Source organism: Pseudoalteromonas sp. CO109Y (genome assembly GCF_004208935.1).
In the GTDB taxonomy this organism is placed as follows: domain Bacteria; phylum Pseudomonadota; class Gammaproteobacteria; order Enterobacterales; family Alteromonadaceae; genus Pseudoalteromonas; species Pseudoalteromonas shioyasakiensis.
In genome coordinates this window covers 26,281-38,454 of record NZ_SGPD01000042.1, presented here as the reverse complement: position 1 = coordinate 38,454, position 12,174 = coordinate 26,281, and the positions used below count along the sequence as shown (strand labels likewise).

11 protein-coding genes are annotated in these 12,174 nt (G+C 41.0%); 4 read left to right on the top strand and 7 right to left on the bottom strand.

Annotation, left to right across the window (positions count from 1 at the left end):
* Nucleotides 1–13: 13 nt before the first annotated feature.
* Nucleotides 14–1,303, bottom strand: a complete 1,290-nt coding sequence (locus EXT43_RS17950; RefSeq protein ID WP_063527640.1) for an alkaline phosphatase — start codon at nt 1,301–1,303, stop codon at nt 14–16.
* Nucleotides 1,304–1,413: 110 nt separating this feature from the next.
* On the opposite strand from EXT43_RS17950, the gene EXT43_RS17945 reads away from it, so the two are divergent.
* The 3 genes from EXT43_RS17945 (at nt 1,414) to rnd (ending at nt 5,223) form a co-directional block, all read left to right on the top strand.
* The gene (locus EXT43_RS17945; protein WP_063527641.1) at nt 1,414–2,265 is read left to right on the top strand and encodes an alpha/beta hydrolase; all 852 of its coding nucleotides are present in this window, start codon (nt 1,414–1,416) and stop codon (nt 2,263–2,265) included.
* Nucleotides 2,266–2,382: 117 nt separating this feature from the next.
* Nucleotides 2,383–4,044: a long-chain-fatty-acid--CoA ligase FadD gene (fadD, locus tag EXT43_RS17940; RefSeq protein ID WP_130167608.1), complete on the top strand. Its 1,662-nt coding sequence runs from the start codon at nt 2,383–2,385 to the stop codon at nt 4,042–4,044.
* 48 nt (nt 4,045–4,092) lie between these two features.
* Nucleotides 4,093–5,223 (top strand): ribonuclease D, encoded by a 1,131-nt coding sequence (gene rnd, locus EXT43_RS17935; protein WP_062565640.1) that lies wholly within the window; start codon nt 4,093–4,095, stop codon nt 5,221–5,223.
* 41 nt (nt 5,224–5,264) lie between these two features.
* Here rnd and EXT43_RS17930 read toward each other — a convergent pair whose 3' ends face one another.
* On the bottom strand, nt 5,265–5,711 hold the full coding sequence (locus EXT43_RS17930; protein WP_130167607.1) for a hypothetical protein: 447 nt from the start codon (nt 5,709–5,711) through the stop codon (nt 5,265–5,267).
* Between the two features lie 854 nt (nt 5,712–6,565).
* On the opposite strand from EXT43_RS17930, the gene EXT43_RS17925 reads away from it, so the two are divergent.
* Nucleotides 6,566–6,817 carry a hypothetical protein gene (locus EXT43_RS17925; RefSeq protein WP_130167606.1) on the top strand — a complete coding sequence of 84 codons (252 nt, stop codon included), beginning with the start codon at nt 6,566–6,568 and terminating at the stop codon, nt 6,815–6,817.
* Between the two features lie 80 nt (nt 6,818–6,897).
* On the opposite strand, the gene EXT43_RS17920 is transcribed toward EXT43_RS17925, so the two are convergent.
* From EXT43_RS17920 to EXT43_RS17900, 5 genes are all read right to left on the bottom strand, one after another.
* Nucleotides 6,898–7,728 (bottom strand): sugar phosphate isomerase/epimerase, encoded by an 831-nt coding sequence (locus EXT43_RS17920; protein WP_130167605.1) that lies wholly within the window; start codon nt 7,726–7,728, stop codon nt 6,898–6,900.
* A gap of 68 nt (nt 7,729–7,796) precedes the next feature.
* Nucleotides 7,797–8,552, bottom strand: a complete 756-nt coding sequence (locus EXT43_RS17915; protein ID WP_130167604.1) for a gluconate 2-dehydrogenase subunit 3 family protein — start codon at nt 8,550–8,552, stop codon at nt 7,797–7,799.
* A 2-nt stretch (nt 8,553–8,554) separates the two neighbouring features.
* Nucleotides 8,555–10,234: a GMC family oxidoreductase gene (locus EXT43_RS17910; RefSeq protein ID WP_062565634.1), complete on the bottom strand. Its 1,680-nt coding sequence runs from the start codon at nt 10,232–10,234 to the stop codon at nt 8,555–8,557.
* A gap of 1 nt (nt 10,235) precedes the next feature.
* Nucleotides 10,236–10,928, bottom strand: coding sequence for a DUF1080 domain-containing protein (locus tag EXT43_RS17905; RefSeq protein ID WP_130167603.1), 693 nt, complete (start codon nt 10,926–10,928; stop codon nt 10,236–10,238).
* A 24-nt stretch (nt 10,929–10,952) separates the two neighbouring features.
* Nucleotides 10,953–12,173, bottom strand: a complete 1,221-nt coding sequence (locus tag EXT43_RS17900; protein ID WP_130167602.1) for an MFS transporter — start codon at nt 12,171–12,173, stop codon at nt 10,953–10,955.
* Between the last annotated feature and the right edge of the window lies 1 nt (nt 12,174).

Genomic DNA, 12,174 nt, shown 5'->3' with positions numbered 1-12,174 from the left:
AATTCAATATAAATTACTGCTTAATAAAATCAATCAGCTTGTCGGCAATCGCAGTATTGTTTTGCGAACCGTAGAAATCTTCTGCACGTTTACCATAGGCAAATACTTGTACATCAATAGCGGTGTGGCCGCCAGTAGTCCAACCTGTGAAGCTGGCATGATTGATAATATCTTTTACTGCAAGTAGCAACGCTTTCTCGCCCATTTTCTTAGCTTGGCTAAGCTTAATGCTGTTTGCATCAGTAAACTCGATATCAGAATACTTTTGCCATACTGCTTTTAAGTCATCGCTTTCAAGTAGATCTTTTGTGATAGTGCCAGCTGTTGCTTTAACACCTTTAACAACGTCAGTTTCCCACTTATATTGACCATGAGCACCGAGTGTTAAGCCTCCTGTTGAGTGATCGGCAGTGATAACAAGCAGGGTATCAGGGTTTTTATCTACATACGCTTTTGCTTGTTCAATCGATTTAGCAAAGTCATCCATTTCGCCCATTGCACATGCAATGTCGTTTGCATGACCACACCAGTCAATTTGGCTACCTTCGATCATCACAAAGAAACCTTTGTCATTTTGACCATCAAGTAAATCAAGTGCTTTAGTTGTCATTTGCGTAAGGCGCGTTGGATTTTCGTCAAGCGCAAACGGTAAACCAACTTCAGCAAATAAACCAAGTGCTGGAACTTGCTTTAAGTCATTCATTGCTGCGAAGTCATCGCTGTACTGATAGCCAGCCGCTTTAAACTCTTCCACTAGATTACGGTCTTCACGAACGTAATATTTCGTGCCGCCACCAAGCATTAAATCAACCGGTAATTTACCTGCGATTTTGTTATCGATATAGTCGTTAGCAATCTCGTCGTAGTTACGGCGTGATTCGTTGTGTGAAGCAAAGCTTGCTGGTGTAGCGTGATTGATTTGCGAAGTAGCTACGAGTGCTGTTGTCATGCCACGCTCTTTAGCAACCTCAAGCATGGTTTTTACTGGTTTTTTATCAGTATCAACGGCAATTGCGCCATTATAACTTTTATGACCACTGCTCAGTGCTGTTGCACCTGCTGCGCTGTCTGTTACATAGGTATGATCGTCAGGGTAGGTATGTGCCATACCACGCAAAATAGTATCGAAAACAGTTGGGTCAACAACTTTAGTATTTGGATCATCTTTAAAGTAACGATATGCAGTTGTGTACGCCGGGCCCATACCATCACCAATCATATAAATGATGTTTTTTGGTGCTGATTCAGCCATTACTGAGCCTGCTGAGCATAATAATGCTAAAAGACTTAATTTTAATTTCATTGATGTAACCTTATTATTGTGCCCTTATTTATACTGCGAGGATTATTGTATACTAGCCAGACGATAAATAAACGCCTTTAAGTTGAAACGCTTAATAAATAGGAGCAATTGTGCAACCTTTTTCTTTTCAAACTGGCACTCAGGCAATGCATGGCCTAACCTTTGGTCATGGCGAAGAGGTTGTGATTGCCTTACATGGTTGGCTTGATAACGCACATAGTTACATACCTATGTTACAAAACGCGCAGTTAAATCAGCGTTGGTATTGCCTTGATTTTCCTGGCCATGGTTTATCTGATTGGCGAAGTAGTGACGCCCATTATTACTTTATTGACTACATTGATGACGTCTATAAGTTTATTGAGTCGCTTGATGTAACGAAAGTGCATTTAGTTGGCCATTCTATGGGCGCCATGGTCGCTGGCGTTTTTGCGAGCTGCTTCCCTGAAATGGTAGCATCGGTAAACTTTATTGAGGGAATTGGCTGCGTTACAACTAACAGCAATGAAATGAGCAGCCAACTTCGTAAAGCGATATTAAATAGAGCGCGGGTAAACAGCAAAGGCCCTCGTGCATTTGACTCAATAGCGCACATTATTAGTGCAAGGCTTGCAAGTGGCGACCTTGATTACCCACAAGCAGAGCTATTAATGACACGAAATAGTTACGAAAAAGCAGGTAAGTGGTATTTAACAACCGATCCTAAGCTTAAAAATCACTCAGGATTTCGCTTTGATGAGGCGCAATGTATTGCAACCATCAAACAAATTAACGCACCATGTCAGCTTATCCTAGGGGATAAGGGTTACCCTTTCGTTAGGGATAACCTAGAGGCATATGGTAAATATTACAAGGAGTTAAAAATTCATGAGATACCTGGAGGTCACCATTGCCATATGCAAAGTCCTGCATTAACCTTAGAGCACATTCATGCATTTATTGGGCAGTATAAAGCAAGTTAATTGTATAATTGCACCAAATGTGGGATTATCTGCACCATTAGAGTATTTACTCCATTGAGAAACGGCCTTAGTTAGATTAAGGTTATTAAAAAATATAATTATAAACAGGAGCTAAGAGTGGAAAAAATCTGGCTTAAACGCTACCCAGAAGGTATGCCTGAAACAATCGACCCTGAGCATTATCACTCGCTACTCGACTTGTTTGAAAAAAGTTTTGCTGACTATAGTGACCTTCCAGCCTTTACCAACATGGGTAAAGTGTTGACCTATAGTGAGTTAGACAGTGCTACAAAACGTGTTGCGTCGTACATTCAAAATGATCTTGGTCTGAAAAAAGGCGATAAAGTAGCGGTGATGATGCCGAATCTACTGCAAACGCCTGTGACTATTTTAGGTATTCTTCGTGCAGGCTGTGTAGTGGTAAACGTAAACCCACTTTACACCGTGCGTGAATTAGAGCATCAGTTAAATGACTCAGAGTCATCAGCAATTTTCATTCTTGCTAACTTTGCCGATACCCTAGAAAAAGCATTACCAAAAACCAACGTTAAGCACATTGTGGTTACCCAAGTGGGTGACATGGTGGGCGGCCTTAAAAAGCACATCGTTAACTTTGTGGTTAAGCACGTTAAGAAAATGGTGCCTAGCTACTCATTGCCAAATGTAATCAAATTTGCCGATACACTTGCTGGTAACGAAGCAAGCTATAAAAAGCCAGATGTTGATTTAAACGACTTAGCATTTTTGCAATACACAGGCGGTACAACCGGTGTATCTAAAGGTGCAATGCTATCGCATGGCAACATGGTTGGTAACCTTGAACAAGTATCAGGTTGTCTAGATAACGTGTTAGATCGCGGAAAAGAAGTGGTTATTACGGCACTGCCGCTTTATCACATCTTTGCTCTGACAGCGAACTGCCTAACATTTATGAAATACGGTGGTTTAAACGTACTTATTACAAACCCTCGTGATATGCCGGGCTTCGTAAAAGAGTTATCACAACACAAATTTACTGCGGTAACAGGTGTAAATACGCTATTTAACGGTTTACTAAATACCCCAGGTTTTGCTGAACTTGATTTCTCAAGCCTAAAAATGTCGCTTGGTGGTGGTATGGCGGTACAGCGCCCAGTTGCTGAAAAATGGCAAGCTGTAACGAAAACCAAATTAATGGAAGGTTATGGCCTAACTGAGTGTGCACCACTTGTAACTGTTAGCCCTTACGACCTTGAAGGTTATAACGGTTCAATTGGTTTACCTGCTCCTAGCACTGATATTAAGCTTATGCTTGAAAATGGTGAAGAAGCAGCGAAAGGTGAGCCAGGCGAGCTTTGGGTTAAAGGCCCACAAGTTATGCAAGGTTACTATAACCGCCCAGATGCAACAGCCGAATGCTTAAAAGACGGTTGGTTTGCAACGGGTGATATTGCAACTTACGATGATGAAGGTTTCTTCTATATTGTTGATCGTAAGAAAGACATGATTATTGTATCTGGCTTCAATGTGTTCCCAAATGAGATCGAAGAAGTTGTTGCTATGCACGAAGGCGTGCTTGAAGTGGCAGCTATTGGTATCCCTCATGAGGTCAGTGGCGAACAAGTTAAAGTTTTTGTCGTGAAAAAAGATCAATCTTTAACTGAAAAAGATATAATAAAGCACTGTCGTGATAATTTAACGAACTATAAGGTGCCTAAACTCGTTGAGTTTAGAGATGAACTACCAAAAACAAACGTTGGTAAGATTCTAAGAAGAGCCTTAAAGGACGAAGAAAAATAATTAAAGCCGGCATTAGCCGGCTTTTTTATGGTAAAGAAAGGGGTATAAGTGCAATATCAACTGATCGAAACGCAAAATCAATTAAATGATTTTGTAGAAAAAATAACAGGAAAACCGGTACTGGCAATTGATACCGAGTTTATGCGTCGTCGTACGCTTTACCCTGAAGTTGCACTTATTCAAGTATATGATGGTGAGCATTTAGCGTTAATCGACCCTCTGGCTGAGTTGTCGCTTTTTGATTTTTGGCAAGTACTTAAAAACCCAGAGGTGTTAAAAGTATTGCATTCACCGTCAGAAGATATTGAAGTGTTTCAAAAATACGCTGGCTTTGTACCAACACCGCTGTTTGATACTCAATTTGCACTGCAAATATTAGGTCATGGTAACTGCATGGGCTTTGCCCACATGGTTAAAGAGTTGCTTGATATCGAAATTGATAAAAGCGAATCGCGCACTAACTGGTTACAGCGACCGCTAACAGAAAAACAACTAGATTATGCCGCTGCCGATACGTATCACTTACTGCCTTGTTTTGAAATTATTAAAAAACAAATTGATGAAGCTGGCTTTTTTGACATCGTGATCAGCGAAAGCGAGTTAGTCGCGCAAAAACGTGCTTACCAACCACCAGCAGATCAGCTTTATAAAGATATTAAAAATGCTTGGCAATTACGACCGCACGACTTAGCAGTATTACGCGAACTTGCCGCATGGCGCCGTGAAAAGGCAGAGCGCAAAAACCTCGCGCTTAACTTCGTGGTAAAAGAGCATAACATGGTTGAAATTGCTAAGCGTAAGCCTGCAAGTCTAAATGCGTTACGCAGAGTACCGGGTGTTGAGCCAATGGAAGTGAACCGTTCGGGTGTTGAAATTTTAAAATGTATTGAGCGTGGTAAAGCCGTTCCTGATAGCGAACAACCTGCACAATTAAAACGTTTAATTGATTTTCCGGCATACAAAAAAGCGGCTAAAGATATTAAACAAAAAATTACCAAAGCTGCAAAAGAGCAGGGTATTCCTGAAGATGTATTGGCCTCTAAAAAACAGATTAACCAACTGATCAGCTGGAATTGGAAGCTCGATGCTGATGAGCGTAAAGCTGCATCAAAGCCAGATCTGTTTAACTCATGGCGCTATGAGTATGTGAAAGACGTACTTAAAGAGTGGCAAAACTAAGTAACTAACTTTTTAAAGGGCTTTTTATGCTTTGACTTGCATTAAAAGCCCTGAAACTTACTGCGTTTACGCGTAACCTCTAACCAATGCAGTAAGTTATTATCATATCGTTTTAATCGTTGTTTTTGTTTCGACGTTAAATAATAAAATGGCGCGAATATAAAGTAGCCATGGCCAATGATTACTACACAATTAAAACCATATTTAGAGTATTGTTTAATTAGTTTAGTTTTGTTTGGTTCAATATGAACATTTCCAAACGCTGAGCTATAAAAAATACCGTGTCGACATATAGTCAGCTCATTTTTACTGCTCAATACCAATAAAATAATTATTAACGATGTAAGCATAAAAGCCAGCAAAAGTAGCTCATAGAGCGGATGCTTTTGGGATGTCGCTTTTAGAATAGACAATGTTAAAACAGCTAAAGTCACGAGGAACGCAAGTGTGCTTTTCTCAGAGCTCTTCCTTAAATTCAATACTTTCATTCTCAGTCCTTGAGAGGTTTTTTTAATATAGTACTTCGCTACTTAGATAAAACAATCTGCCGAACAAATGAAAGTAAACACAATTTTTAATATTTTATTATTAATTTTTAATGCTTTGTTTTATTTAGCTTATTGAAATTAAATAAGATGTTGAACGGTAAAAGAGATAATAATGAATGTAAAATAGCTTGGTAGAATAAGCCGTTATATATCTTCATTAAGGATAATGAGCCATTGAAAACTGCCAAGCTGTTCTTTGCACATATTTTTATTAAAATGATCGACGCGAGCATATTAATGTATTTAACTTTACATAAAAGATTTTAAAAAACTTGTGATAGCAATGCCTTAAGTAATTTGTTAAAACTATATCAAAGAGGTAAGCCACATAACCAACCGCTGTAGATCTGGGAGGAACATGCTGGGATTAAAGAATGTGAATCGTCCCCGCTTGTTAATATAGCCATCCTTTTTGTCCCTATGCTAGATGGGTGGTACATTTAAGGATATTCCCGCAATTAATTTTGACGTTGGTATTTTAAAATATAAACAGATGCATAGAACGGAAATTTAGGAGTGCTTTTGTGAAAGGGACTGCATTCATTCTTCTCATCGTAGCAGTTTTCGGTATTCTAAAACTCATTGCTCCGAAGATTGTGGAGTTTTTGCCTGAGTGGGTAAATGGACTTATATTTCTCATTGTATTTTTAGTTTTGTGTTTTCAATTTGGGCGATTTATCTTTAAACACCGAAGAAAGGACGATTAGCTGTTCGTTTTAAAGCGTATAACAAACAATTTAAGCCGTCGTTCGGTCGTTTTTACTGAATGTTTTTGACATCAATAGGATTAAGATATGGAAAACTATGCACTAGCAGGCTTGGGGTTGCTAATAGTGTTCAATATTTTGATTAGTTTAGTAATTTATAAAAGAAATGATTTTGAAACTTTTCAAAAAGTAGCACAAATAGTTCTGGTTTGGTTACTCCCCGTCATAGGTGGAGCTGGAATCTTGATATTCTATAAAAGCATAGATAAACCAATTAGGAAACCAGAAAGCTTTGCAAAACGTACTGAAGGTAGTAGCTCTTGGCAAGATGAACCTTAATATAGAGCTATGAGAGAACGACTTTTTAAATCCAAGCCATGAGCTCACGTGTTTAAAGCGAGCTCATTCCTAAAATAACCCTACAAACCAAGTAAAATCTTATCTAAGTTTTGTTTTGATTTAGCAACGCTTTGTAGTGGGGTTAATCCGCTTGGATATTCTTCTTGCTCAAGCACTAACCATTTTGTGTTGCCGTGCGACTCTAAAGTATCGATGATGGCAGGCCAATCAATGTTGTTTTCGCCGATTATCGGGCTCATGTTGCTACCCTCAATCGTACGAACTTTAATGTGCGTAGCAAGCGTGCGGTTAGGGTACTTTTTAATAAAGTAGATTGGATCTTTAGCTGCGTAATTAACCCAGCCAATATCTAACTGCAATGGCATGGTCTTGGGAGTGTTACTGGCAATATAATCCCAAAATGTAGCGTTATTAAATGCATTAAACTCTTTATTATGATTGTGAAAACCGATCTTCATATTAAAACGAGTTGCATAATCACTAACTTTAGTGAGCTCTTTAACCAGTGACTTAACCCCTTCAGGATGCCATGCTCGCTCATCCCAAGGTACATAGAGTGTGGTAACACCAAGGGTTTTGTAAAACAGCAGTGTGCTATCAATAGTGCTTTCGGTGAGAGCATCAAAGCCGATGTGGGCACTACTGGCAACTAAACCTAATTCAGAGAGCTTTGCTTTTAAGGCCGCTGGGTTATCAGAATAAGGGCCAAAATCTCCGGCAAACTCAACGCCGTCAAATCCCATTTCGGCAAGTGATTTAAGCGTACCATTAAAGTCATTTTTTAAGGTGTCTTTGACTGACCACAATTGCACACTCACTGGCAGTTTTGCGAATAATTGACCACTAAATACAAGGCTAATAATGAGCAATAAAATGCGGGTTTTAAACATACTTAAATCCTAAAAAAAGCAGGGGAGTGACCCCCTGCACTGTGTTACAAATAACACAAGGGGGAAAGTTAATCGGTATAGGCGTACTCGCTTAAACCAAGCTCAGCTAAAACTTGATCTAAATGGGCTTTTGCTTCATCAGAAGGGCCAGGGTAATCACCTGCAATAGGCACATTACCGAGGTAACCAATGTCTTTACAGCCTTCAGGCGTACAGAAAAAGGCAGCAAGCACTAACTCTTTAAAGCGTAAAAAGGCTTTACCAATACGCTGAAATTGCGCAGGTGTTTGCTCGTTTAAAAACGCAATATCGTCTAAAATAGCGCGATGTTGCTTTTCATTAAGTGCAACAAATTGCTTTTTAAAGCGAAGCTGCGCTTCATCGTTAAGCCACGCTAATGAATTTAAAATTTTAATTCTATCGCGTTGTTGGCCTTCATAAGGCGCGCTCACCCATTCATTAATAACGGCTGGTACTTCTAGCTCACTGGCTGAAGGAATAGCGCCCTCGCGTGGCACAATGTAATCAGCTAATAGCGCTACTAACGTAAGCTCGTCTGCGGTTAAGGTTAGTGGCCAAGGTGATTCTGGTGGCATCACCAAATTAGGGTCTTGACCATAGCCTTTAGCGGTCACAGGCTTAATATCTAAATCAGGCCAATGCTCTTTTGCAGAGACTGCACCGTCATCTTCAAGTGCTTTTGTGCAACCTGCAGTTAAACCAACCGCTGAGCCTGCTGCTAATAAGCCAAGCCATTTTAAAGACTCTCGGCGGCTCATGTTAGAAACATAGTTATATGAGTCGTGTTCGTTACGATGATGCATAATTAAAGTACCCCGTTATCAATTTGTTGAGCAAGCCAAGTTGAATTACGCATTGCCAGTGTCATGATGGTGAGCGTACAGTTTTTATGAGGGTTAGAAGCAAATACGCCCGCATCCATTACAAATAGGTTATTACAATCCCATGTTTGACCCCATTGATTGGTGACCGAGTCTTTCTTTGAGCTGCCCATTCGTGTGGTGCCCACTTCGTGAATGATTTCGCCACCTTTTGAAATTGCTTTTTCAGCAGGCGGGAGTTCGCCAACGGTCGCCCCCATGTTTTCTAGAATTTGTTTCGCGGTTTTTAAACCATGTTCGATTTGCTTTAATTCTCTGTCAGACCACTTAAAGTGGAATTTTGATACCGGAATACCCCATTTGTCTTTAACGTTTTCGTCAATTTCCATGTAGGTATCTTTGTTCGGTAACATCTCGCCACGCAGAGCAAAACCGACGTAAGAGCCATATGCATCACGAATTTGCTGTTTAAGGGCAGGGCCATAGCCTTGTTTATCACCCGATACACCCGAGCCTGGTTGTCTAAAGCCACCGCCAATTTCAAAGTGATAACCACGTGGGAAATCTAATTCATTGTTAGCTTGTGCTTGATGACCCCACCAAGGAATAAATAAGTGATTAGCGGTATGTCCATCTTCGTTATAACGTGGGCGACCTTTAAGTGCTGGAATTTGCGCCCCTAACCATGCACCCGTCGAATCCATTAAGTTTCGACCTACTTGGCCACTTGAGTTAGCAAGGCCTTTAGGGTGCTTTTTATTCTTTGAATTTAATAAAATACGCGCTGATTCACAGGCGCTGGCGGCTAGGATAACCACATCGGCATCAATAGCATGTTCGGTTATTGTGTGTTTATCAACATAGGTGACGCCAGTAACTTTACCTTGCTCATCAACTTTGACTGATTTAACCATGGCATCGGTAATAACTTTTAAGTTGCCGGTGGCTTTTGCCATAGGCAGTAGTGATGTCGTAGTTTGAAAAGCAGCACCAATTGAACAACCAGAGCCACAAGGCGTCGCATAAAAACAGGCCATGCGATCATCTTTAGGGCGAGTTAATACCGCGCGATGCATCGGCACTGCTTGAATGCCCATTTTCTTTGCAGAAGCAGCAATTAAAAGCTCTGGAACACGTGGCTTTGGTGGCGGCTGTAAAATACCCGGTGACGAATCTGGCATATCTTCATGGCCTGTATTGGTGCCACATACACCCACAAGTTCTTCGGTTTTATCGTACCAAGGTGCTAAATCAGCGTATTCAAATGGCCAGTCGGCACCATGACCATCACGGCTTTTGCCTTTAAAATCGTGCTCACTAAAGCGTAATGAATAGCGGCCCCAGTGGTTAGTTCGACCACCTAACATACGTGCGCGCCACCAATAAAAGTCGCTTCCTTTGGCGCTGGTGTATGGCTCATCAGGTACTTGCCAGCCGCCATCAACGGTTGCATCGTAAAAGCCAAAGTTTTTGTCTTTGTTACCTGCACCCATAAGTGGGGCCTCGTTGTTACGACGAAACATCGGGCTTTCTGTTTTCGGGTCATAATTACGGCCTGCTTCAAGTAATAACACTTTGTGGCCAAGTTTAGTTAGCGTATATGCGGCCATTGCACCGCCAGCACCAGAGCCAACAACTAATACCTTATGTTTAAAATCAGACATCTTATAGCTCCTTGATTTTTATATTTTTAAACCACACTTTGTCACCATGGTCTTGAAGCCCGATATGACCTTGTTCAGCCGTTGCAAAGTTTTTCCAAGTTGCAAACTTACTGCCTTTAACAAGGGTGTTCCATGTTGTACTGCCAATCACAATGCTGGTGGTGCTAATACCGTTTTGCCAAACTTGTAAGTGGTTGTCTTGCATTTTAATGCGTACATGGTTCCAGCTATTTGCTGGTTTGTGCGCCGCAACTGGCGCTGCAAATAAATCGTAAATTGAGCCAGCTAAGTGCGAGTCAATTTCGGTATCTGGGTGTTCTTCGTTATCGATAATTTGAATTTCAGGTGCATGAGAGTAAATCATCTGTCCGGTTTCATCAGCTAATACAAAAATACCGCTATTGCCTTTGGTAGAGATTTTCCAATCGATCTGTAATTCAAAGTTTTGGTACTGCTTTTTAGTTAGTAGGTCGCCACCACCTTTGGTTAATGTCATAGCGCCATCTTCAACGACCCATGCAGGATTTAAAGATTCGCTTTTAAAGTTACGCCACTGCGACATATCTTTGCCGTCAAACAATAACTGCCAGCCAGCTTGCTTTTCTTGTTTTGTAAGCTGATTATCAGCCGCATTAGCGAGTGCACAGCTACTAACGGTGAGCATTAAAGTCAGTGCTTTAAGAGATTTAAACATAGTGTTCCTCGACGATTTACTTGCTTAAGACGCACATTTTTCGGTGCGTTTGTTGTTATTAATTACTAGATGCAACCCAATGAATGCGACGATTAAAATAATTGGGAAGATCAGTAGGTTTTGTAATACAGCCTGTCCGGCTAAAATTTCAATTTGTTCAGCGCTTGCGCCACTTGCTACTGCCGATGAGCGTGCCGTATCTATCCAGCTACCAATTACAGGGTTCCAGATGCTCATAGCAAACATGCCTGCACCGCCCATTAACGACATACCCAGCGCCCCTGACTTTGGAATGTATTCAGCAACGCAGCCAAGCATGGTTGGCCAAAAGTAGGTAACGCCAAGTGCAAATAATATGGCTGCCATATAAATCATGCTGCCCTCGGCTTGGCTCATCATGAAGATACCTAAGCTTGCACAAATGGCAGAGCCAAGTAATACACCGGTAGGGTTGAGCTTATGCACAATAGGGCCTGCAAAGAAGCGACCAACCGCCATTAGGCCAGTGATCAAGGCTAATACCACCATAGGAGATGCACCCGATGAACCTAAAATACGCTCAATCCATTGTTGTGTGCCAAATTCAGTAGTTGCGGTAAACGTCATACAGGCAATTAAAAAGATGTATAACGGCGTAAATAAGTGGCGAATATTGCTGCTGGTAGAGTGAGTACGCGTATCAAAGCGTGGAAATTGTGCTTTGATCAGCATAGCGCCATAGATAACAGTAGGAATTAAAATTAACGCTACTTGCCATTGCCAGTTTAAACCCGCTCCCGACATAAAGTTCGACGCAAGTGCGCCAATTACAATGCCACCTGGGAACCAAACATGAAAACGGTTTAGCATAGTGGTGGTGTTTTTAGGGTACATTTCTGCAATTAGTGGGTTACAGCCAGCTTCAACAGCGCCGTTGGCAAAACCAATTAAAAAGGTAGAAACCAGTAAGCCCCAAAAACCATCAGCAGTGATGGTTAAAACAAGGCCAAGTAAATGACAAATAAACGCTAACGCCACTAATTTTTTCGCGCCAATGGCATTATAAATAATACCGCCGACCATAGTCGCGACCGGAAAGCCTAAAAATGCCATGGCATTAACCCAACCTAATTCGGTGTCGGTTAAGCCAAACTCACTGCCAAGTTGACCTAAAATACCAGCACGAATGGCAAAGGTCATAGAGGTCACAATCAGTGCTATACAGCAAAGCCGAAAGACAATGCGGTTATAATTATTGTTGTCCATA

Excerpts from the sequence above, each read along its gene's own strand:
- EXT43_RS17950 (WP_063527640.1), bottom strand. The coding sequence starts at position 1,303 with ATGAAATTAAAATTAAGTCTTTTAGCATTATTATGCTCAGCAGGCTCA.
- EXT43_RS17930 (WP_130167607.1), bottom strand. The coding sequence starts at position 5,711 with ATGAAAGTATTGAATTTAAGGAAGAGCTCTGAGAAAAGCACACTTGCG.
- EXT43_RS17925 (WP_130167606.1), top strand. The coding sequence starts at position 6,566 with ATGGAAAACTATGCACTAGCAGGCTTGGGGTTGCTAATAGTGTTCAAT.
- EXT43_RS17920 (WP_130167605.1), bottom strand. The coding sequence starts at position 7,728 with ATGTTTAAAACCCGCATTTTATTGCTCATTATTAGCCTTGTATTTAGT.
- EXT43_RS17915 (WP_130167604.1), bottom strand. The coding sequence starts at position 8,552 with ATGCATCATCGTAACGAACACGACTCATATAACTATGTTTCTAACATG.
- EXT43_RS17910 (WP_062565634.1), bottom strand. The coding sequence starts at position 10,234 with ATGTCTGATTTTAAACATAAGGTATTAGTTGTTGGCTCTGGTGCTGGC.
- EXT43_RS17905 (WP_130167603.1), bottom strand. The coding sequence starts at position 10,928 with ATGTTTAAATCTCTTAAAGCACTGACTTTAATGCTCACCGTTAGTAGC.
- EXT43_RS17900 (WP_130167602.1), bottom strand. The coding sequence starts at position 12,173 with ATGGACAACAATAATTATAACCGCATTGTCTTTCGGCTTTGCTGTATA.